Source organism: Streptomyces sp. NPDC047841 (genome assembly GCF_040704085.1).
In the GTDB taxonomy this organism is placed as follows: domain Bacteria; phylum Actinomycetota; class Actinomycetes; order Streptomycetales; family Streptomycetaceae; genus Streptomyces; species Streptomyces argyrophylli.
In genome coordinates this window covers 153392-175211 of the sequence record NZ_JBEYRP010000012.1, presented here as the reverse complement: position 1 = coordinate 175211, position 21820 = coordinate 153392, and the positions used below count along the sequence as shown (strand labels likewise).

Here is a 21820-nt window from a genome sequence, read left to right as displayed (position 1 = left end):
GGACGGTCCGCAGCCGCGCACCGTCCGCAACCGCCCCGCCGGGCAGGCGAAGAGCCCGGTGCCGAGTCGGAACTCGGCACCGGGCTCCCGGCTTCGGCTGACCGCCCGAGGCACTACGCCTCGAAGACCTCCCGCACCAGCTGCTCCTGCTCCGCCTGGTGCCGCTTCGCGGAGCCGACCGCCGGGGACGAGGAGTGCGGGCGCGAGATGCGCCGCAGGCGCTCACCGTGCGGCACGTCCGCGCCGACCGCCAGGTCCAGGTGGTCGATCAGGTTGAGCGCGATGAACGGCCACGCACCCTGGTTCGCCGGCTCCTCCTGCGCCCACAGGTACTTCTCGGCGTTCGGGTACTTGTTGACCTCCGCCTGGATCTCCGCACCCGGCAGCGGGTACAGCCGCTCGATGCGGATGATCGCGGTGTCCGTCACGCCCCGCTTCTGCCGCTCGGCCTCGAGGTCGTAGTACAGCTTGCCGGCCACGAACACGACCTTGCGGACCGCGGCCGGGTCCGCCGCCGTGTCCCCGATGACGGGACGGAACTGACCCGACGTGAACTCCTCCGTCTTCGACGCGGCGGCCTTCAGGCGCAGCATCGACTTCGGGGTGAAGACCACCAGCGGCTTGTGGTGCGGGTTGTGCACCTGCCACCGCAGGAGGTGGAAGTAGTTCGACGGCAGGGTCGGCATGGCGACCGTCATGTTGTTCTGCGCGCAGAGCTGGAGGAACCGCTCGACCCGGGCCGAGGAGTGGTCCGGGCCCTGGCCCTCGTAGCCGTGCGGCAGGAGCAGGGTGACGCCGGAGGTCTGGCCCCACTTCTGCTCCGCCGCCGAGATGTACTCGTCGACCACCGTCTGGGCGCCGTTGACGAAGTCGCCGAACTGCGCCTCCCACATCACGAGCGCGTCGGGGCGGGCCAGCGAGTAGCCGTACTCGAAGCCCATGACCGCGTACTCGGACAGCAGGGAGTTGTAGACGTTGTAGCGCGCCTGGTCCTCGGCGAGGTACTGGAGCGGGGTGTACTCCTCGCCCGTCTCGCGGTCGATGAGGACCGCGTGGCGCTGGCCGAAGGTGCCGCGCTGGGAGTCCTGGCCGGACAGCCGGACCGGGGTGCCCTCCAGCAGCAGGGAGCCGACCGCGAGGGTCTCGCCCATGCCCCAGTCGATGGTGCCGTCCTCGACCATCGCCGCCCGGCGCTGGAGCTGGGGCAGCAGACGCGGGTGGACGTGGAAGGAGTCCGGGATGTTGACCTGGGACTCGGCGATGCGCTTGACGACCTCCGAGGAGATCGCGGTGTTCACCGCCACCGGGAAGTCCGCCTGCGGGTCCGCGGCGGGGCCGGCGGCCTGCTGGGTCGTGACGGCCTCGCGGACCTCCGTGAAGACCTTCTCCAGCTGGCCCTGGTAGTCCTGGAGGGCCTGCTCGGCCTCTTCCAGGGTGATGTCGCCGCGACCGATCAGGGACTCGGTGTACAGCTTGCGCACCGAGCGCTTCTTGTCGATCAGGTCGTACATCAGCGGCTGGGTGAAGGCCGGGTTGTCCGACTCGTTGTGACCGCGGCGGCGGTAGCAGATGAGGTCGATCACCACGTCCTTGTTGAACGCCTGGCGGAACTCGAAGGCCAGACGCGCGACGCGGACCACGGCCTCCGGGTCGTCGCCGTTCACGTGGAAGATCGGGGCCTCGATCATGCGGGCCACGTCCGTCGCGTACATGGAGGAACGCGAGGACTCGGGGGCCGCGGTGAAGCCGACCTGGTTGTTGATGACGATGTGGACCGTGCCGCCGGTGCGGTAACCGCGCAGCTGCGACATGTTCAGGGTCTCGGCCACCACGCCCTGGCCCGCGAAGGCCGCGTCGCCGTGCAGGGCGACGGGCAGCACGGTGAAGTCCGTCCCGCCCTTGTTGATGATGTCCTGCTTGGCGCGGGCGATGCCCTCGATGACCGGGTCGACCGTCTCCAGGTGGGACGGGTTGGCGGCCAGCGAGACCTTGATCTGCTCGCCGTCCAGGCCGGTGAAGGTGCCCTCGGCGCCCAGGTGGTACTTGACGTCGCCGGAGCCGTGCATCGACTTCGGGTCGAGGTTGCCCTCGAACTCGCGGAAGATCTGCGCGTAGGACTTGCCGACGATGTTGGCGAGGACGTTCAGGCGGCCGCGGTGGGCCATGCCGATGACGACCTCGTCCAGGCGGGACTCGGCGGCGGAGTCGATCACCGCGTCGAGCAGCGGGATGACGGACTCGCCGCCCTCCAGCGAGAAGCGCTTCTGGCCGACGTACTTCGTCTGCAGGAACGTCTCGAAGGCCTCTGCGGCGTTCAGCCGGCGCAGGATCCGCAGCTGCTCCTCACGCTCCATCCTGGCGTGCGGGCGCTCGACGCGGTCCTGGATCCACTTGCGCTGCTTGGGGTCCTGGATGTGCATGAACTCGATGCCGGTGGTGCGGCAGTACGAGTCGCGCAGCACGCCGAGGATGTCGCGCAGCTTCATCATCGACTTGCCGGCGAAGCCGCCGACCGCGAAGTCGCGCTCCAGGTCCCACAGGGTGAGCCCGTGCTCGGTGATGTCCAGGTCGGGGTGCTTGCGCTGCTTGTACTCCAGCGGGTCGGTGTCGGCCATGACGTGGCCGCGGACCCGGTAGGAGTGGATCAGCTCGAAGACGCGGGCGGCCTTGGTGACGTCGTCGTCGTGGCTGGCGTCGATGTCCTTGAGCCAGCGGACCGGCTCGTAGGGGATGCGCAGCGCCTCGAAGATGTCGTCGTAGAAGCCGTTCTCGCCGAGCAGCAGGTTGGCGACCTGGCGGAGGAACTCGCCGGAGGCGGCGCCCTGGATGACCCGGTGGTCGTAGGTCGACGTGAGCGTCATGACCTTCGAGATGCCGAGCTTGTTCAGGGTGTCCTGGCTGGTGCCCTGGAACTCCGCCGGGTAGTCCATGGAGCCGACGCCCATGATCACGGACTGGCCGGGCATGAGGCGCGGCACGGAGTGGACGGTGCCGAGGCCGCCGGGGTTGGTCAGGGAGACCGTGACGCCGGTGAAGTCGTCCATCGTCAGCTTGCCCTCGCGGGCGCGGCGGACGATGTCCTCGTAGGCCTGCCAGAACTCGAAGAAGTTCAGCGTCTCGGCCTTCTTGATGGCGGCCACGACGAGCTGGCGGTCACCGTTCGGCTTGACCAGGTCGATGGCCAGGCCGAGGTTGACGTGCGGCGGCTTGACGAGGGTCGGCTTGCCGTCCTTCTCGCCGAACGACCAGTTCATCGACGGCATGGCCTTGATGGCCTGCACCATCGCGAAGCCGATCAGGTGCGTGAAGGAGATCTTCCCGCCCCGGGCGCGCTTGAGGTGGTTGTTGATGACGATGCGGTTGTCGAACAGCAGCTTCACCGGGACGGCGCGGACCGAGGTGGCGGTCGGCAGCTCCAGGGAGGCGTTCATGTTCTTGGCGACGGCGGCGGCCGGGCCGCGCAGCGTGATCAGCTCCGGGCCCTCGGGGGCCTCGGCGGGCTTCGCCTTCGGCTGGGCGGGCGCCTGTGCGGGCTGCGCCGGCCTGGCCGGGGCGGGGGCCTTCGCCGCGGGGGCCGGGGCCGCAGCCGGGGCCTGAGCGGGAGCGGCGGCGGGCTTCGGAGCCGCTGGGGCGGCCGGGGCGGCGGCCTGGGGGGCCGGGGCCGCGGGCCGGGCCTGCGGGGCCGTGGTGGGGGTCTCTGCGGCCCCCGTGGCCGCAGTACCCGCCGGAGCCGGGGTGGCAGGAGCACCCGGCTTGTAATCGGCGAAGAAGTCCCACCAGGCACGGTCTACCGAATTCGGGTCCTGGAGGTACTGCTGATAGATCTCGTCGACGAGCCACTCGTTCGCACCGAACGCCGCTGCGGGGTTCTTCCCGGCTTGGTCGTCGGTGGAGATGCTCGAGTTACTGGGGGACTGTGGCGACACGGCGGCAACCGCCCTCTTCCGCTTCACAAGGTGATGGACAGCGGGAATAAAGGCTACGCCTCCCTGGCCGGGAAGGTCAGGTCGAGCAAGGTCATCGTCGCGTAAGTCACATCAAGAATCTTGTTTCAGGGCTTGAAATGGCGGGAAACAAGCGTGGTTGCGCAGGGCGGAGGGTGCGCGGGCACGGACCCTGCGCGTCTTCGTTCGACGGGTGCCCGGGCCTGCCCCGATCACACGTGTCCGGCCGCGTGGACCGGCGGCGGCCGGGGTGGATCTTGAGGTTCCGCTCGGACTTTACGTCAACTTGGAACGGAAGTCAGTCCCGGAAGAGTGACGATGATCCGGCAGCCCCGCTCGGATTCGGCCACACCGATCCGGCCGCCGTGCAGATCCACCGCCCACCGGGCGATCGCCAGGCCCAGCCCCGTACCGCCGTCGCTGCCCGGACCGTGCGGCCGGGTCACCGCGCCGCGGTTGAACCGCTCGAACACCCGGTGCCACTCCGACCGGGGGATGCCGGGGCCCTCGTCCAGGACCTCCAGCTCCAGCGACTCCGGCTGCGCCCCGCGCCGCGCCCGTACCGTCACCCGGCCGTGCGGCGGGCTGTGCTTGACCGCGTTGTCGATCAGGTTCGCGACGACCTGGTGGATGCGCTCGGGGTCCGCGTGCGCGGTCAGCTCCGGCGGCGAGACGTCGAGGTGCAGGTGGACGTCCGTGCGCGTGTGGCTGCCGGAGCCGGTGGCCATGCCCGCGCGCGCGGAGGCGACCATGTTGGCCTCCTTCAGCACCCCGGACAGGTACGGCCACACCTCGAACCGCCGCAGCTTCAGCGGTACGACGCCGTTGTCGAGCCGGGACAGGTCCAGCAGGGTCTCCACCAGCCGGCCGAGCCGCTCGGTCTGCCTCAGGGCCGTCCGCATGGTCTCCGGGTCGGCCTGCGTGACCCCGTCGACGATGTTCTCCAGCACCGCGCGCAGCCCGGCGATCGGGGTGCGCAGCTCGTGCGAGACGTTCGCGACGAGTTCCTTGCGCTGGTTGTCCTGGGCCTCCAGCTCGTCGGCCATGACGTTGATCGTCTGGGCCAGGTCGCCCAGCTCGTCCCGGCGGTTCTCGCGCACCCGGCGGGTGTAGTCGCCCTGGGAGATGGAGCGGGCCACCGCGTTCATCTCGTCCAGCGGCATGGTGAGCGAGTGCGCCACGAACTGCGTGATCAGCAGGGTGGCGATCATCGAGAAGACCGTGATGAAGCGCAGCTCCGTCTTGGTGTGCACCGCGACGATCGACAGACCCGTGGTGATCAGCACCGAGATGACGACCAGCACGCCCAGTTTGGTCTTGATCGAGAACGGGCGCACGCCGCCCCAGGGATCCTCGCCGAGGGTCCCGGGGCTCCTCCGTGCGGTCTGGCGCCCGCTGCCGCTCATGGGGTCGGCGTCTCCAGCGCGTAGCCCACGCCGTGCACCGTGCGGATGCGCTCCGCGCCGATCTTCCGCCGCAGCGCCTTGATGTGGCTGTCGACCGTACGGGTGCCGGAGGCGTCCGCCCAGTCCCACACCTCGGCCAGCAGCTGCTCCCGGGAGAGCACCGCGCGCGGGGTGTTCGCCAGGCACACCAGCAGGTCGAACTCGGTGGGCGTCAGGTGGACGTCCTCGGACTTCACCCGCACCCGGCGCTGCGCGTGGTCGATCTCCAGCTCGCCGAGCCGCAGGATGCCGGAGCGCGGGGTGGTGGCGGCCAGCGCGGCCCGCTCCACCCGGCGCAGCAGCACGTGCACGCGTGCGGCCAGCTCCCGCATCGAGAACGGCTTGGTCATGTAGTCGTCGGCGCCCACGCCGAGCCCGACCAGCATGTCCGTCTCGTCGTCCCGCGCGGTCAGCATCAGCACCGGCACCGGCCGCTGCGCCTGCACCCGCCGGCACACTTCCAGGCCGTCGAAGCCCGGCAGCATGATGTCGAGGATCAGCAGATCGGGCTGCCATGCCTCGGCGGTGTCGACCGCGGCCGGACCGTCGGCCGCCGTTTGCACGAGAAATCCCTCGGCGCGTAGCCGGGCCGCGATGGCGTCGACGATCGTGGGGTCGTCCTCGACGACCAGCACCCGGCGCTGCGCGCCCGGAGTGGTCGTCGCCGCGCCGCTCTGGGAGGTGTGTGTCTGCTCCATCGCCCGCCCCTGTTGTTGCTTTCCGGAATCAGTGGGGTGATCCCATGTCTGCGTTTGACGCTTGAATGATCGGCGTCAGGGCAGCACATTACGGTGACCGGCCGTGCTGTCGCTATCCAGGTCGGACGGCGAGGTGGACGGCGTCCGGAACGCCCCGGGCAACCGGCACCTCTTCGGTACGCACCTGCTGGAACCCGGCATTCCGCAAGCTTCCTTCAAATTCCGGAGAGGGTTCGGCCGACCACACCGCGAGCACCCCTCCGGGCCTCAACACCCGTGCGCAGGCGGCGAGTCCGGCCGGTGAGTAGAGGCTGTCGTTGTCCTCGGTGACGGTCCATCCGGGCCCGTTGTCGATGTCGAGGCACAGCGCGTCGAACGTGTCCGACGTCTCATTGACGTACCGCACGAGATCCGCTTCCACGATCGCGGTGCGCGGATCGGCGAGCGCGCCGGCGGACACCTCGGCCAGCGGTCCGTCCCGGTGCCAGCCGATGACGGCCGGTTCCCGCTCCACCACGGTGATCCGCCCCCACCGCGGGTCGGCGGCGGCGTGGGCGAGCGAGAACCCCACGCCCAGCCCGCCGATCAGCACCTCGGGCGCCGGCCGCCCGTCCAGCGCGGCACGGGCCGCGTCGACCAGCAGCCGCTCCGAGCGGCCGTCCGAGGTGTCCATCAGGAAGCAGCCGTTGGCGATGATCTGCAGCAGCGCACCGTGTCTGCGCAGCACCACCTCGCCGTACGGGCCGTCGCGCCGGTCCAGGACCACGGGAGTGTCGTACACGGCAGTCATGACCCCATCCTGCTGGAACCGGGCCCGGTGTTCACGGGAATTGCGCAGGACACCCACGGACGGGTGGTGGTCCGTGCCGGGGCCGCAACCGCCTGACGGGTGAGAGGTTGCCGTGAATCCGCCGCGGTGTGGCGTCGGTCATGGACAGCGCCACGCCGAGCACGAAGGGTGGGGCGCGACGGAAGGAGCGGCTCACCGTGGAACGGAGCACGACGGGTCCCACGCCGGACGCGTACCCGCCCGCGCCGGGCACGGCCCTTCCGGACGGCACGGCCGCCGTCCCGGCCCCGGTCCTCGCGGGCCTGCTGGACGGCATGCCCCGCCAGCGCGCCGCCACCGCGGCCTCCGCCCCCGCGCCGCCCGCCCTGCGGATCCACCGGCCGCCCCGCCCCTGGCACCTGCTGCCGACCCCCGCCGGCACCCCGTTCACCCTCGGCTACGCGGTCCTCCTGGCCGTCACCTCGCTGATCGCGGCCCACGCCGACCCCGGCCTCGTGCACTCGCTCCACCAGGGCTCCAGCACCGACGTGGCCCACCTGGTGCGCACCCCCGTGCTCGTGCTGGTCGCCAGCGCGCTGTGGGTCGCGGGCGGCGTCCTCACGCCGTACACGGTCGCGTTCGTGCTGGTGCTCACGGCGCTGGAGCGGCGGATAGGGGGAGCGCGGGCCGCCTGCGTCTTCCTGGCCGGCCATGTCCTGGCCACCCTCGCCACCGAGGTCCCGGTGGGCCTCGCCGTCCTGCTGGGCCACCTGCCCGACACCTCGCTGCACCGTCTCGACTACGGCATCAGCTTCGGCGTGGCCACGAGCACCGGCGCCCTGACGGGCCTGCTGCGGCCCTGGCTGCGCTGGCCGTTGCTGAGCCTGGCGGCCGGCGGGCTGCTGAGCGACCTGCTGGCGTACGCGGACCCGCTGACGAACTGGGGCCACGTCATCGCCCTGGCGATCGGCGTGGCGACCTGGCCGCTGGTCCGACGGTGGCACCGGCCGGCCTGACCGGGCCGCGCTCACCCCAACGGCGCGCGGCCGCACGCGTTTCCGCAGCTCGGCACCGTCGGCCCGGGTGATCGCTCAGAGCGAACAGAGCCCCGGGAACAATAGACCGCGCCAGAACATTGAGTCGGCATAGCTCAAGTTGACTGCCGAAGGGGAGATCATGGCTGCTGAGTCACCGGCGTTCACGCTGAACCTGCCCGTGCTGCCGCTCGACGACGAGGTCGTGCTGCCCGGCATGGTGGTCCCGCTGGACCTGAGCGACGCCGAGGTGCGGGCCGCGGTGGAGGCCGCCCAGGCCGCCGCCCGCTCCGAACCCGGAAAGCCCAAGGTGCTGCTGGTGCCGCGCATCGACGGCACGTACGCCAAGACCGGCGTCCTCGGCACGGTGGAACAGGTCGGCCGGCTCGCCGACGGTGACCCCGGGGCCCTGATCCGCGGCCGCAGCCGCGTCCGCATCGGCGCCGGCACCACCGGCCCGGGCGCCGCGCTCTGGGTCGAGGGCGCCCGTGTCGAGGAGACCGTTCCCGAGCCGCTGCCGGGCCAGGTCGCGGAACTGGTCAAGGAGTACAAGGCGCTCGCGACCACCTGGCTGAAGAAGCGCGGCGCCTGGCAGGTCGTGGACCGCGTCCAGGCCATCGACGACGTGCCGGCGCTGGCCGACAACTCCGGGTACTCGCCGTTCCTGACGACCGAGCAGAAGGTCGAACTGCTGGAGACCGCCGACCCGGTGGCCCGGCTCAAGCTCGCCACGCAGCAGCTGCGCGACCACCTCGCGGAGCAGGACGTGGCCGAGACCATCGCCAAGGACGTCCAGGAGGGCGTCGACAAGCAGCAGCGCGAGTTCCTGCTGCGCCGTCAGCTGGAGGCCGTCCGCAAGGAACTGCGCGAGCTCAACGGCGAGAAGGACGGCGAGGAGTCCGACGACTACCGCGCCCGCGTCGAGGCCGCCGACCTGCCGGAGAAGGTCCGCGAGGCCGCCCTCAAGGAGGTCGACAAGCTGGAGCGCGCCTCCGACCAGTCGCCCGAGGGCTCCTGGATCCGCACCTGGCTGGACACCGTCCTGGAGATGCCGTGGAACGAGCGGACCGAGGACGCGTACGACATCCAGGGCGCCAAGGCCGTGCTGGACGCCGAGCACGCGGGCCTGGAGGACGTGAAGGAACGCATCACCGAGTACCTGGCCGTGCGCAAGCGGCGCGGCGAACGGGGCCTGGGCGTCATCGGCGGCCGCCGCGGCGGTGCCGTGCTCGCGCTCGTCGGCCCGCCCGGTGTCGGCAAGACCTCGCTGGGCGAGTCCGTCGCGCACGCCATGGGCCGCAAGTTCGTCCGCGTCGCCCTCGGCGGCGTCCGGGACGAGGCCGAGGTCCGCGGTCACCGCCGCACGTACGTCGGCGCGCTGCCCGGCCGGATCGTGCGCGCGATCAAGGAGGCCGGGTCCATGAACCCGGTGGTCCTGCTGGACGAGATCGACAAGGTGGGCTCCGACTTCCGGGGCGACCCGGCCGCCGCCCTCCTCGAAGTGCTCGACCCGGCGCAGAACCACACCTTCCGGGACCACTACCTGGAGGTCGAGCTGGACCTGTCCGACGTGGTCTTCCTCGCCACCGCCAACGTCCTGGAGGCCATCCCGGAGGCGCTCGCCGACCGTATGGAGATCGTCCGCCTGGACGGCTACACCGAGGACGAGAAGGTCGTCATCGCCCGGGACCACCTGCTCCCGCGCCAGCTGGAGCGGGCCGGCCTGGACAAGGCCGAGGTCACGCTGGACGAGAGCGCGCTGCGCAAGCTCGCCGGCGAGTACACGCGCGAGGCGGGCGTGCGGACCCTGGAGCGGTCCATCGCACGGCTGCTGCGGAAGATCGCGGCCCAGCACGAACTGGGCGAGCGCGAGCTGCCGTTCACCGTCACCGACGGCGATCTGCGCGCGCTGATCGGCCGGCCGCACCACCTTCCCGAGTCCGCCCAGGACCCGGCCGAGCGCCGTACGGCCGTCCCCGGTGTGGCGACCGGCCTCGCGGTCACCGGCGCCGGCGGCGACGTGCTCTTCGTGGAGGCGTCCCTGGCCGACCCGGAGACGGGCGGGGCGGGGCTGACCCTGACCGGCCAGCTGGGCGACGTGATGAAGGAGTCGGCACAGATCGCGCTGAGCTTCCTGCGCAGCCACGGCGCCGAGCTGGAGCTGCCGGTGGCCGACCTGAGGGACCGGGGCGTGCACATCCACTTCCCGGCGGGCGCGGTGCCGAAGGACGGCCCGAGCGCGGGCATCACGATGACGACGGCCCTCGCCTCGCTGCTCTCCGGCCGCCTGGTGCGCACGGACGTCGCCATGACCGGCGAGGTCTCGCTGACCGGCCGGGTGCTGCCCATCGGCGGCGTGAAGCAGAAGCTGCTCGCCGCCCAGCGCGCCGGGGTGACCACCGTCATCATCCCCAAGCGCAACGAGCCCGACCTGGACGACGTCCCGGCCGAGGTGCTGGACAAGCTCGACGTCCACACCGTGACCGACGTCCGCCAGGTGCTGGAACTGGCGCTCGCGCCCGCCACGAGCGACGCGGCGCCGGAGGTTCCGGTGGCGGCGTGACGGACGCCGCCGGATGAGGGAAGGCCCGGGTCCCGTGAGGGAGGCCCGGGCCTTCGCCCTGTGCGCGTCCGGGTCAGGGCGGGCTCAGCGACTGCTCCGCCCAGACCGTCTTGCCGATCCGGTCGTGCCGGGTGCCCCAGCGCTCGGCGAGCTGGGCGACCATCAGCAGGCCCCGGCCGCCCTCGTCGAAGATCCGGGCCCGGCGCATGTGCGGGGTGGTGTCGCTGGCGTCGTAGACCTCGCTGATCAGGGTCCTGCCCTGACGGATCAGCCGGAGCCGGATGGGCGGGCTGCCGTAGCGGATGGCGTTGGTGACCAGCTCGCTGACCATCAGCTCCGTGGTGAACGCGGCCTCGTCCAGGCCCCACACGGACAGCTGGTCGGTGGCGTACCGGCGGGCCAGGGAGACGACGGCGGGCTCGTCGGACAGCTCCCAGGAGGCGACCAGGTCCTCGTGCAGCGCCCGGGTACGGGCCACCAGCAGGGCGATGTCGTCGTCGGGGCGGTGGCCGAGCAGGCCGGTGAGGACCCGGTCGCACACCGACTCCGGCGACCGCGCGGGACGGCCCAGCGCGACGGACATCCTGTCCAGGGCCTCGTCGATGTCGTGGTCGCGGGCCTGAAGCAGCCCGTCGGTGTACAGCGCGAGCAGGCTGCCCTCGGGCAGTTCCGTCTCCAGCGCCTCGAAGGGCAGCCCACCGAGCCCGAGCGGCGGCCCCGCGGGCACGTCGAGGAAGCGGACGGCGCCGTCCGGGGTCACCACGGCGGGCGGCGGGTGCCCGGCGCGGGCCACCGAGCAGCGGCGCGAGACGGGGTCGTAGACGGCGTACAGACACGTGGTGCCGATGCCGCCGGCGATGTCGGCGCCCGGGTCCGCGCTGCCCTCCTCGGCGGCCAGCCGCAGCACCAGGTCGTCCAGGTGGGTGAGCAGTTCGTCGGCGGGCAGATCGACGTCGGCCAGGGTGCGTACCGCCGTGCGCAGCCGGCCCATGGTGGCGGAGGCCCGGATGCCGTGCCCCACCACGTCACCCATGACGAGCGCCACCCGCGCCCCGGACAGCGGGATCACGTCGAACCAGTCGCCGCCCACGCCGGCCCGGGTCGCGGCCGGCAGATAGCGGGTGGCGATCTCCAGGGCCGCCTGCTCGGGCACCGTGTGCGGGAACAGTCCGGGTCGCGGGGCCTCGGCGGTGGCGCCGGGCCGGGAGCCGCCGCGGGCCTGCTCCATGCCGGCGGCCGCCTTGGCGGTGAACTCCTCCGCGAGCCGCAGGTCCTCCGGTCCGAAGGGGCCCCGCCCGCCGTGCCGGCCGAACAGGGCCACGCCGAGCGTGCCGCCCTGGGCGAGCAGCGGGACCGCCAGCAGGGAGCGCGTCCCGGACGTGCGCAGCCACGAGGCGCCCGGGTCCAGCGCCGCCCACTCGGCCACGGCCGGGTCCGCCATGTCGTACAGCATCGGGCGGGCCGCCGTCAGGCACCGGGCGGGCGGCGAGTCCGCCGGACAGACGACCACCTCACCGGCACCGGCACCGGGGCCGGCCCGGACGCCGCTGCCGGGCCCGCCGCCGTCCGGGACCGCGCGGAGGGCGGCGCGGCGCAGGACCACCCGCTCCGGCGGCCGGCCGGCGGCCTCGGCGGTGGTCCACGGGGAGTCCAGCAGGTCCACCGCCATGAGGTCGGCCAGCCGGGGGACCGTGACCTCGCCGAGCTCCCGCGCAGCGCGGGCCCGGTCCGCCGCCGTGTCGACGGGCGCGCCGGACCCGCCCGCGCTTTCCCGGGCCGGCTCCGGTACGGACAGGCAAACCGCCCGTACCCGGCCGCCGGCGTCCTTCAGCGGGGTGAGGACGATGGCCCGGCCGAGCTCCGGGCCGAGCCGGCCGCGCGTCTCCTGCGCCCGGCCGCCCTCCAGCACCCGCCGCATCGACCGGTCGGCCTCCTCGCTCACCGGCCCCGGCACGATGTGGGTGAGGCGCAGCCCGCGCATCGCCGCCTCGGGCAGCGCGAGGGCGTGTTCCATCCGGCGGTTGGCGCGCACCAGGCGCAGGTCGGCGTCGAAGATGGCCAGCGGAAAAGGGGACTGGAGGAACGTCCACTCCTCCAGCGGTTCGCCGCGCGGCGGCTGCGTCCGGGCCGTCACCGCGCTCACCACGAGCCAGTCGGCGGCGCCGGTGCGCGAGGTCCGGCGGTGGGCGAGCACGCCCAGTTCCAGCAGCCCGCCGTCCCGGTGGCGCAGGGGGACGGTGCCGTTCCAGCGGGTCCGGCCGGCCAGTGCCCGCCGGACCGCCGTGCCGTCGGCGGCGAGCAGCGCGGTGGCGGGCCGGCCGAGCACCGCGGGGGAGTCGTAGCCGAGCAGCCGTCGCGCGCCCTCGCTCCAGCCGGTGACGATGCCCCGCTCATCGATGGTGGCCGTGGCCGTGTACGTCGACTGTCGCTCCATCGCCGCTCATCTCGCCCTAGCTCGGCAGGCTCTCCTGTCCAGCTTGATCCCGGGCGGCGCGGAGCACCAACGCGGACGCGGCGCACACGGTGGCCCCCGCCGTCCGGCAGGGGCCATCGCGGAGCCGTCGGCCGCCGGCCGTCAGCCGAGGGCCAGGGCCTGCACCCGGTCCAGGGCGCCGTTGAACTTGTCGTGGTCGCCGACCGTCGGGCCGGAGGAGGTGTACTGCCACATCGTGTAGTACGACCACCCGGCCGGCAGCGTCCCCGGGTCGGAGGCGTAGCGGGCGATCCACAGCGGGTTGTTCACGGCGAAGCCGCCGTAGTTGCCGGTGCACTGGGTCCACCAGCTGGTGGCGGTGTAGATGACCGGGTAGCGGCTGGTGCGCGCCTTGTACGTGTTGATGAAGTCGGCGATCCAGCTCACCATCTGGCTCGCGGTCTTGCCGTAGCAGGCCGCGCCGTACGGGTTCCACTCGATGTCGAGCGCGCCGGGCAGCGTCTTGCCGTCCCGGGACCAGCCGCCGCCGTGGTCCACGAAGTAGTTGGCCTGGGTGGCGCCGCTGGTGGTGTCCGGGGTGGCGAAGTGGTACGAGCCGCGGATCATGCCGACGTCGTAGGAGCCGTTGTACTGCTGGGCGAAGTACGGGTTCGTGTAGTACGTGCCTTCCGTCGCCTTCGTGTACGCCCACCGGACCCCGCTGTTCCACAGGGTCGACCAGGCGACGTTGCCCTGGTAGCCGGAGACGTCGACGCCCTCGGTCTGGGTGGCGTCACCGGTGCTGGGCGTGCCGTCCTGGCCGTCGTGGGCGAGGACGCCCATGCCCATGTGGGCGGAGCCGCGGCTGGGCGTGCTCGCGGCCTGGGCGGAGGTGAGCGGAAGCGTGAGGGAGAGCGCCGCGAGCAGGGCCGAGACGAGGACGGCGAGGGGGGAGACGGAGCAGGTGGAGACGGAGCGGGTGGAGCCGGGTCTGAGCACGGGCATGACGTGCCTCCGGGAATGGAGTGGGGGAGTGGCGCGGGGGAGTGACGTGGGGACTGCGACACCGATCGCCGGCCCACTGGCGTGGGCATGCCATTAACGACGTGCTAAGAAGCTACGCACGTAGATGACGGTGAGGGAAGGGGGTCCGGACGACGCCGTTGGTCTACGCCTGCGAAATACTGGCAGAGCTGCGGCAATGACGACTTTTGACGGAAACTTTCAGGACCGCGAAACCGAGCAGGGGTGCTGACGTGCACGAGGACGAAAGCGGCGGCGCGCACGGCGCCGTCGGGCAGATGACGCCCAGTGGTGCAGACCAGGAATTCCTGGCGCTGGAACGCGAGTTGACCGTGCTGCTCCGGCGCGCCCGGGCCAACCAGGGCGAGATGGCCCGGGAGGTCCACCCCGACCTGGAGTCCTCCGCGTACGGCCTGCTCATCCGGCTGGACGAGCTGGGCGGCCAGCGGGCCACGGCACTCGCCGGCTACATCGGGGTCGGCAAGGCCACCATGTCCCGCCAGCTGCGCGCCCTGGAGGACCTCGGCCTGATCGCGCGCGAGCCCGACCCGGCCGACGGCCGCGCCTGGCTCGTCACCCTCACCGACGAGGGCCGCCACCGCGTCGGCACGGTCCGCGAGGCCCGCCGCGGCCGCTACGTCCGCCAACTCGCCCACTGGGACCGCCACGAGGTCGCCGAACTGGCCCGACTGCTCCACGAGCTGAACGGCGTGATGGCGAAGTAACGACACGAACCGGCTCCGCCGGGGGGACGGGCTCGGGCGTGCGGGGTGGGGTCCGGGTGGGGTGGGGCGGTGTGGTGAAGGGGCCGGCTGGGGCGTGTGGCCTGGTGTGGTGAGGTGGCTTGGCTGGGGCGTGTGGCCGGCTTGGTGCAGGGCCCGGCCTCCGCACCCCGCCGGGCCCCCGCACCCCGCCCTGGCCTCCGCACCCCGCCCCGCCTCGGCGTCCCACCCGTGCCCCCCCGGCGCCCGCCCGCGCCCCCGCGACGTCCCACCCTTGCCCCCGGCACCCACCTGCGGCCCCGTCGCCCACCCGTGCCCCCGGCGTCCCGCCCCCGCGTCCCTCCGTCACAGTTCCACGTACACCGCCGTCGCGTCGTCGTGTGTCTTGGCGCGGCCCAGGTACGCCCGGTCCTCGCGGTCCGCCGTTTCCAGTTCCCGTACCCGTTCCACCAGTGACCGGGCGCCCTCCTTGGCGAGCAGGTCGAACAGGGCCGTCCAGTCGCCCTCGCGGAACGTCTCCGTCCAGCGGGTCGCGCCGTCCGTCAGCGCCGCCAGTGCCCGGACGTCCCGCCGGGGCAGGGTGCCGGTGACCGCCCGGGCGGCCACCGCGGGGTCGGCGGCGGCGGTGAAGAAGCCGCCCTCCTTGTTGCGCAGGTTGGCGTCGACCAGCGCGTCCGTGGCGAGCGCGGAGCGGGGCAGCCGGGCGAGACGGTCGTCCAGCAGCGGGGTGACCGTGCCGTCGGGTCCCCGCACCAGCAGCGCGGCATCGGACAGCACCAGGTACTCGACCGCCGTGGCGGACCAGCGGGCCAGGGCGACGGTTGCCTGGGGGGTTCGCGGGTGAGAAAGCTCACAGGTGTCCGCATGGGCGTCCGCGACGCGCCGGATCGCCCGCGCGAGAATCTCCGACAGCGTCAGATCTCGGCAGGAAACGGTCAGTTCGGTCAGCGCACCGCCCAGCCGCGCCGTGAACCAGGGGACGGAATGCAGACAGCCCGTCCCGCCGCTGGGCGGAGTCACTCCGTCCAGGACGACCACGCAACCTCCCTGTCCGGAGGCGGGTAGTCCGACACCGGCGAAGTCCTCGTTGGGGCGGGACGCGTCGCCGGGTTCCGAGACCAGATCAGTACGCATCCAGCCAGTCTGCACGAGCCCTTCACACGGTGCGCCAAAGGCTGGCACAGGCCGGTGAATTCCCACGACCCCGCAGGTCAGACGCCTGGTTTGGGTAAGAATGAACCACTCCGGGAAGGCGTGGCGGCGAATACTGCCAAAGCCTGCCGCGCGCGTCCAACCGGCCCACCGCGCAAGAGCGTGGCACGCGCCACGGGAACTTGCCCGCCAACTCCCCTCCGATGTTCACTCCTTCGGGTGGCGGGTCAGGTGATGCGCGACCACTGCCCACCGGCGCTGGGAGGGTCGGGAACCGTACGAACCGGGTGTACGCACCACTTGGCACCGAGCTGACGGGGCGCCACCCGGGCCCCTGGGTAGACGAGTTCAGGAATGCGAGCACCGGTGCAGAAGAAGCGGCCTCGGCGCACAGGCAGGCAGACGGCCCCCGAGGGGACCGTCCCCCAGACCCCCGTGGGCTCCGGTCGCCCCACCCATGTGCGCACCCGGCTGATCGTCGCCGTCGCCGTGGTGGCGGCCGCCGTCGCGGGAGCCGGCGCGCCCGCGCTGCTCACGGCCTCCCAGGACGTCAGCGACTCCCAGGACCTGGTGACGCTGGCCGCCCGCACCCAGGACGCGCTCGCCCTCGCCCACTCCCTCGCCGACGAACGCGACGAGGTCACCTCCTACGTCGCGGCCGGCCGCCCCAAGGACAAGGCGCCCTCCGAGGACCGCAGTGCCCGCGTGGACCGGCAGGTCGAGGAGCTGCGCGCCGACACCGGCACCCCGGCGGGCCTGCGCACCGCCCTCGACGGCATCGACGCGCTCCGCCGCGGCGCCCTCACCGGCAAGACCGGCGCCCTCCAGACCCACCAGGCGTACTCGGCGACGATCACCGCGCTGCACCGGCTCGCCGAGCAGCTGGCCGAGCAGACGCCCCCGCGGGCCGGCTCCGGCGCCCACGCCCTCGCCGAACTGGACTCCGCCGTCCAGCAGTCCGCCGCCGCCCGCGGCCTGCTGCTGGCCGCGCTGAACATCCCGTCCAGCACCCAGACGGTGATCGACCCCGCCACCGGCCTGCCCACCACCACCGCGACCAGCACCGAAGCGGACCGCAAACAGCGCGACGCGCTCACCGCCGCCGCCCAGCAGGCCCGGCTGCGCGCCGACGCGGCCCTCGCCGGCTTCCGCGAGACCGCGCCGAAGGCGGCCGTGGACTCCTACGACTCCACGGTCACCGGCCCCGAGGTCAACTCCGCCGACAAGTACCTCGCCTCGCTCACCGGCCAGCCCACCCTCGCCGACAGCGAGCTGACGACCAGCACCAAGAAGCTGGACGCGGCCCTGTCCGCCCGTGTCGACCTGATGCGCGGCGCCGAGTCCGCGCTCTACGACCACCGCACCAAGGACCTGGCCAAGCTCCGCGACGACGACGTCACCGCGCTGGAGATCCGCGTCGCGGTCCTCGGCGCGCTGATGCTGGTCGCGGTCGGCATCGCCACCGCCATGGCCCGCACCCTGACCCGCCCGCTGTCGGTCCTGCGCCGCGGCTCCGCCCGCCTCGCCGCGTCCGAGGACCCGGCGGCCCAGGAGCCGATCGCCTTCACCGGCCGCAACGACGAGTTCGCCCAGGTGGTCCGCTCGGTCAACGCCCTGCACGCGCACGCCGTGACGCTGCACGAGCGGGTCGCCACCCTGGAGACCGACCGCAAGCACCTGGTCGGCCAGCGCCAGAAGATGGCCGACGCCCGCGAGGAACTGCGCGCCGAGCTGGCCGAGTCCACCGCCCAGCTGGAGCGGCTGCGCACCAGCATCGGCTCCACCTTCGTCAACCTGGCCCTGCGCACCCTGGGCCTGGTCGAGCGCCAGCTGGCGGTCATCGAGGGCCTGGAGGACCGCGAGCAGGACCCCGACCGTCTCGCCACCCTGTTCAAGCTGGACCACTTCGCCACGGTCATGCGCCGGCACAGCGAGAACCTCCTGGTCCTCGCCGGCACCGAGCACGTCCAGCAGCATCCGGGCCCGGTGCCGCTGGTCGACGTGGTCCGGGCGGCGGTCAGCGAGATCGAGCGCTACGAGCGCGTCCGCATCGCGGCCCTCCCGCCGCACGCCCACGTCGCGGGCTTCGCCGCCGACGACCTCTCCCACCTGCTGGCCGAACTCATGGAGAACGCCACCTCGTTCTCCCCGCCGGACCTGCCCGTCGAGGTCTCCGGCTGGCTGCTGGAGTCGGGCGAGGTCATGCTGTCGGTCCAGGACGAGGGCATCGGCATGACCGCCGACCGCCTGGACACCCTCAACGGCCGCCTCGGCGACTTCGACCCCGAGTCCCTCTACGACCAGGAGGGCGAGGAGGGCCTCGGCCTCGGCCTGTACGTCGTCGCGCGCCTCGCCCACCGGCACGGCGTCCGCGTCCAGCTGCGCGAGCAGAAGCAGGGCGGCATCGCGGCGGTGGTGGTCCTCCCGGCCTCCCTGCTGGTCGAGGCCGCGCCCACGGCGCTCCCGCCGCAGAGCACCGCCCCCGGCGGCACGGGCACCTTCTCCCTCCCCGGCGCCGACGCCGAGGCCAACTCCAACGTCCTGCCCGCCCGCGCCAAGCACCAGGACCCCCTGGTCACCCTGGCGGAGCAGGCCGTACGGGACGCCGCCGCCGAGGCACCGGCCACGACGCCGCGGGAGGCACCCGAGGAGGCACCGGCCGAGGCGCACGAGCAGGCGGCCCAGCCCGCCCAGGACACGGAGACCCGCCCGAAGGCCCCGGCGGAGACGTACGCCGAGACGACGATGGAGCTGCTGCTCCCCAGCGCGCCGGCGGCCGCCGACGGCGAGCACACCCCACAGGAGCCCCCCGCACCCGGCGACGAGACCCGCACGGACGGTGCGGACGGGCACGCGGACTCCGAAGCCGAGGAGGAGGAGCGGCTCACCAGCAAGGGGCTCCCCAAGCGCACACCGAAGATCACCGCCCCCACCACCCCGCCCCGCCAGCGCAGCTCCAGCGTCGACGCCGAAGCCCTGCGCCGCAGGCTCGGCGGTTTCCGCACCGGCGCCCAGGCCGGCTACCGCGACGTAGAGGCGCAGATCGCCGAGCAGACGGCCAACAACCGGCGGCCGGCCGGCCACGCACACGCCCAAGAAGCCACGGGGGGCACAGCCGAGGAGGCAAGCAGTTGACCGCGCCCACTACCTACGGACTGAGCAGTGAAGCCCGCAACCTGCACTGGCTGCTGACCAACCTGGTCGAGGAAGTACCCGGCATCCAGTCCGTCGCCGTGGTCTCCTCCGACGGGCTGCTCCTGCTGTCGTCCGACCCGGGTCACACGGAGGACGCCCGCCAGTCCCGCGACACCAAGCGGACCGGCCCCCGGGGCTCCGCCGCGGACCTCGCCACCATCGTCTCCGGCATCGGCAGCCTCACCGTCGGCGCCGCCAAGCTGATGGAGTTCGGCGGGGTCAAGCACACGATGGTCGCGATGGAGGAGGGCAGCCTGTTCGTGATGTCGATCAGCGACGGCTCACTGCTCGGCGTGCACGGCTCCGCCGAGTGCGACATGAGCGTCGTGGCGTACCACATGGCGCTCTTCGTCGGCCGTGCCGGCCACGTCCTGACCCCGGAGCTGCGCAGCGAACTGCGCAAGAACCTGGAAGCCGAGTCGACCGGGGGCGACCGATGACCGGCACCCCGAAGAAACCGGGCAGGACGCAGCTTCCGGTGCGCGGCGGCGACCGCAAACCCGCCCGCGTCCGCCCCTACTCGCTCACCGGCGGCCGTACCCGCTTCGGCCACGTCCTCCTCGTGGAGACGTTCGTGGCGGCGCTGGAGGCCCCGGAGGAGCGCAAGGAACTGACGAACGGCTCGCTCACCACCCGGGTCATGCCGGAGATGCGGGCCATCGTCGAACTGTGCCGCCGTATGCGCACGGTGGCCGAGATCGCCGCGCTGCTGAAGATGCCGCTCGGCGTGGTCCGCGTGCTCCTGAGCGATCTCGCGGACCAGGGAAAGATCCGTGTGTACGGCACCGGAACGGGTCACGGCACCGGCCGCCCGGACCGCGCTCTGCTGGAAAGGGTGCTGAGTGGACTCCGCCGTCTCTGACGCCACCGCCTCCTTCGGGGGCACCCCCCTCGTCGCCGGGTTCACCGAACCGGACGAGGACCTGAAGTCCTGGCAGACGGACCGGACGCGCGCCCCCATCGCGACGAAGATCGTGGTGGCGGGCGGCTTCGGCGTCGGCAAGACCACGCTCGTCACCTCCGTCTCGGAGATCACGCCCCTGCAGACCGAGGCGCTGATGACCGAGGCCAGCGAGGGCACCGACGACCTGTCCGCCACGCCGGACAAGCTCACCACCACCGTGGCCATGGACTTCGGCCGCATCACGCTCGACGACGACCTGGTGCTCTACCTGTTCGGCACGCCGGGCCAGCAGCGGTTCTGGTTCATGTGGGACGACCTGGTGCGCGGCGCGATCGGCGCCGTCGTCATGGCCGACACCCGCCGGCTCAAGGACTGCTTCCCGGCCCTGGACTACTTCGAGAGCTGCGGACTGCCGTACGTCGTCGCGGTCAACCACTTCGACGGCAGCGAGCGGTTCGAACCGGAGGACGTGCGGGAGGCGCTGACGATACCGGCGCACATCCCTGTCATGATCATGGACGCGCGGCGGCGGATCTCGGCGATCGAGGTCCTCCTGGCCCTGGTGGGCCACGCGCTGGACGAAACCCCGGAGTAGTCCTCACCCCTCGTCCTCATCCCGTAGGAGGCACCACCCGCATGCGGAAGATACTCGTCGTCGGGGCCGGCCAGTCCGGCCTCCAGCTCGCCCTCGGCCTGCAGTCGCACGGCTACGAGGTCACCCTGATGTCGAACCGGACCGCGGACGAGATCCGCTCCGGCCGGGTCATGTCGACGCAGTGCATGTTCGACACGGCCCTCCAGTACGAGCGCGACCTCCAGCTGAACTTCTGGGAGTCCCAGGCCCCGAAGATCGAAGGACTCGGCGTCTCGGTCGCCGCGCCCGGTTCCCACGACCCGGGCCCGACCCAGCGGGCGATCGACTGGGTGGGCAGGCTCGACGGGTACGCGCAGTCGGTGGACCAGCGGGTGAAGATGGCCGGCTGGATGGAGACGTTCGCCCAGCGCGGCGGCCAGCTGGTCATCCACGGCGCGGCGGTCGGCGACCTGGACTACTTCTCCCGCACCTACGACCTCGTCCTGGTCGCGGCCGGCAAGGGCGAGCTGGTCTCGATGTTCGCCCGCGACCCGGAGCGCTCCCCGTACAGCGAGCCGCAGCGGGCGCTGGCGGTGGCGTACGTGCACGGGCTCGGCCCGCGCCCGGAGCACCCGGACTTCGACGCGGTCCGCTGCAACCTGGTCCCCGGCGTCGGCGAGCTGTTCGTCATGCCGACGTTCACCACGTCCGGCCGCGCCGACATCCTGTTCTGGGAGGGCATACCCGGCGGCCCGCTCGACGTCTTCCGGGGCGTCAAGGACCCGGCGGAGCACCTCTCCCTGACCCTGGAACTCATGGAGAAGTTCACGCCCTGGGAGTACGCGCGGGCCACGAAGGTCGAACTCACGGACGCGGGCGGCACCTTGTCCGGCCGCTACGCCCCGACCGTCCGCAACCCCGTCGGCCGGCTGCCCTCGGGCGGTCTGGTGCTGGGCGTGGCCGACGTGGTCGTCGCCAACGACCCGATCACCGGCCAGGGCTCCAACTCGGCGTCCAAGTGCGCCGCCGCCTACCTCGCGTCGATCCTGGAGCACGGTGACAAGCCGTTCGACGAGGAGTGGATGCGGCAGACGTTCGACCGGTACTGGGCCACCGCCCAGCACGTCACCAAGTGGACGAACGCGATGCTGGCGCCGCCGCCGGAGCACGTCCTGAACCTGATCGGCGCGGCCGGGCAGCTGCAGCCCGTGGCGGATCGATTCGCCAACGGGTTCAACGACCCGGCCGACTTCGAGAACTTCTTCTACGACCCGGAGAAGACGGCCGCCTATCTGGCCTCGGTCACCGGAGCGTAAGGGGTCTCTGACCTGGAGTCCGGCCGTCCTCGTCTGTCGTTGCTGGCCGACATCGGTTGGCCTCGGAC

The 21820-nt window shown here is 72.4% G+C and carries 15 protein-coding genes; 8 read left to right on the top strand and 7 right to left on the bottom strand.

Annotated features, from left to right (window positions below):
- Positions 1-113 precede the first annotated feature (113 nt).
- The 4 genes from AB0947_RS21555 to AB0947_RS21540 form a co-directional block, all read right to left on the bottom strand.
- Positions 114-3926, bottom strand: coding sequence for a multifunctional oxoglutarate decarboxylase/oxoglutarate dehydrogenase thiamine pyrophosphate-binding subunit/dihydrolipoyllysine-residue succinyltransferase subunit (locus tag AB0947_RS21555; protein ID WP_366751951.1), 3813 nt, complete (start codon positions 3924-3926; stop codon positions 114-116).
- 299 nt (positions 3927-4225) lie between these two features.
- Entirely contained in the window at positions 4226-5350 is a 1125-nt protein-coding gene (locus tag AB0947_RS21550) for an ATP-binding protein (protein WP_366751950.1), read from the bottom strand.
- The gene (locus AB0947_RS21545; protein ID WP_014674952.1) at positions 5347-6087 is read right to left on the bottom strand and encodes a response regulator transcription factor; all 741 of its coding nucleotides are present in this window, start codon (positions 6085-6087) and stop codon (positions 5347-5349) included. Before AB0947_RS21545 ends, AB0947_RS21550 begins: the two co-directional genes overlap by 4 nt.
- 112 nt (positions 6088-6199) lie before the next feature.
- A complete protein-coding gene (locus AB0947_RS21540) occupies positions 6200-6877 on the bottom strand; it encodes a spermidine synthase (RefSeq protein ID WP_366751949.1) in 678 nt (225 codons plus the stop codon).
- A 197-nt stretch (positions 6878-7074) separates the two neighbouring features.
- On the opposite strand from AB0947_RS21540, the gene AB0947_RS21535 reads away from it, so the two are divergent.
- On the top strand, positions 7075-7872 hold the full coding sequence (locus AB0947_RS21535; protein WP_366751948.1) for a rhomboid-like protein: 798 nt from the start codon (positions 7075-7077) through the stop codon (positions 7870-7872).
- 160 nt (positions 7873-8032) lie between these two features.
- Positions 8033-10453 (top strand): endopeptidase La, encoded by a 2421-nt coding sequence (lon, locus tag AB0947_RS21530; protein WP_366751947.1) that lies wholly within the window; start codon positions 8033-8035, stop codon positions 10451-10453.
- Positions 10454-10526: 73 nt separating this feature from the next.
- Here lon and AB0947_RS21525 read toward each other — a convergent pair whose 3' ends face one another.
- Positions 10527-12887, bottom strand: coding sequence for a SpoIIE family protein phosphatase (locus tag AB0947_RS21525; protein WP_366751946.1), 2361 nt, complete (start codon positions 12885-12887; stop codon positions 10527-10529).
- Positions 12888-13028: 141 nt separating this feature from the next.
- Complete coding sequence (locus AB0947_RS21520; RefSeq protein ID WP_366751945.1) at positions 13029-13871, bottom strand: lysozyme; 843 nt, start codon at positions 13869-13871, stop codon at positions 13029-13031.
- Between the two features lie 251 nt (positions 13872-14122).
- On the opposite strand from AB0947_RS21520, the gene AB0947_RS21515 reads away from it, so the two are divergent.
- Positions 14123-14614: a MarR family transcriptional regulator gene (locus AB0947_RS21515; RefSeq protein WP_366751944.1), complete on the top strand. Its 492-nt coding sequence runs from the start codon at positions 14123-14125 to the stop codon at positions 14612-14614.
- A gap of 342 nt (positions 14615-14956) precedes the next feature.
- On the opposite strand, the gene AB0947_RS21510 is transcribed toward AB0947_RS21515, so the two are convergent.
- Positions 14957-15745 (bottom strand): protein phosphatase 2C domain-containing protein, encoded by a 789-nt coding sequence (locus AB0947_RS21510; RefSeq protein ID WP_366751943.1) that lies wholly within the window; start codon positions 15743-15745, stop codon positions 14957-14959.
- Positions 15746-16117: 372 nt separating this feature from the next.
- Here AB0947_RS21510 and AB0947_RS21505 point away from each other — a divergent pair, with 372 nt between their 5' ends.
- The 5 genes from AB0947_RS21505 to AB0947_RS21485 are packed head-to-tail and all read left to right on the top strand — an operon-like array spanning position 16118 to position 21752.
- Positions 16118-18898: a nitrate- and nitrite sensing domain-containing protein gene (locus tag AB0947_RS21505; RefSeq protein ID WP_366751942.1), complete on the top strand. Its 2781-nt coding sequence runs from the start codon at positions 16118-16120 to the stop codon at positions 18896-18898.
- Positions 18895-19398, top strand: a complete 504-nt coding sequence (locus AB0947_RS21500; protein WP_366751941.1) for a roadblock/LC7 domain-containing protein — start codon at positions 18895-18897, stop codon at positions 19396-19398. The genes AB0947_RS21505 and AB0947_RS21500 overlap by 4 nt, the downstream gene beginning before the upstream one ends.
- The gene (locus AB0947_RS21495; RefSeq protein ID WP_366751940.1) at positions 19395-19820 is read left to right on the top strand and encodes a DUF742 domain-containing protein; all 426 of its coding nucleotides are present in this window, start codon (positions 19395-19397) and stop codon (positions 19818-19820) included. The genes AB0947_RS21500 and AB0947_RS21495 overlap by 4 nt, the downstream gene beginning before the upstream one ends.
- Entirely contained in the window at positions 19801-20457 is a 657-nt protein-coding gene (locus AB0947_RS21490; RefSeq protein ID WP_014674963.1) for an ATP/GTP-binding protein, read from the top strand. Before AB0947_RS21495 ends, AB0947_RS21490 begins: the two co-directional genes overlap by 20 nt.
- A gap of 41 nt (positions 20458-20498) precedes the next feature.
- The gene (locus AB0947_RS21485) at positions 20499-21752 is read left to right on the top strand and encodes a styrene monooxygenase/indole monooxygenase family protein (protein WP_366751939.1); all 1254 of its coding nucleotides are present in this window, start codon (positions 20499-20501) and stop codon (positions 21750-21752) included.
- Positions 21753-21820 lie beyond the last annotated feature (68 nt).

What these genes read in the sequence shown, in the direction of transcription:
- AB0947_RS21550 (WP_366751950.1), bottom strand. Translation starts at nt 5,350, where the DNA reads ATGAGCGGCAGCGGGCGCCAGACCGCACGGAGGAGCCCCGGGACCCTC.
- AB0947_RS21510 (WP_366751943.1), bottom strand. Translation starts at nt 15,745, where the DNA reads ATGCGTACTGATCTGGTCTCGGAACCCGGCGACGCGTCCCGCCCCAAC.
- AB0947_RS21540 (WP_366751949.1), bottom strand. Translation starts at nt 6,877, where the DNA reads ATGACTGCCGTGTACGACACTCCCGTGGTCCTGGACCGGCGCGACGGC.
- AB0947_RS21520 (WP_366751945.1), bottom strand. Translation starts at nt 13,871, where the DNA reads ATGCCCGTGCTCAGACCCGGCTCCACCCGCTCCGTCTCCACCTGCTCC.
- AB0947_RS21485 (WP_366751939.1), top strand. Translation starts at nt 20,499, where the DNA reads ATGCGGAAGATACTCGTCGTCGGGGCCGGCCAGTCCGGCCTCCAGCTC.
- AB0947_RS21495 (WP_366751940.1), top strand. Translation starts at nt 19,395, where the DNA reads ATGACCGGCACCCCGAAGAAACCGGGCAGGACGCAGCTTCCGGTGCGC.
- lon (WP_366751947.1), top strand. Translation starts at nt 8,033, where the DNA reads ATGGCTGCTGAGTCACCGGCGTTCACGCTGAACCTGCCCGTGCTGCCG.
- AB0947_RS21505 (WP_366751942.1), top strand. Translation starts at nt 16,118, where the DNA reads ATGCGAGCACCGGTGCAGAAGAAGCGGCCTCGGCGCACAGGCAGGCAG.
- AB0947_RS21545 (WP_014674952.1), bottom strand. Translation starts at nt 6,087, where the DNA reads ATGGAGCAGACACACACCTCCCAGAGCGGCGCGGCGACGACCACTCCG.
- AB0947_RS21525 (WP_366751946.1), bottom strand. Translation starts at nt 12,887, where the DNA reads ATGGAGCGACAGTCGACGTACACGGCCACGGCCACCATCGATGAGCGG.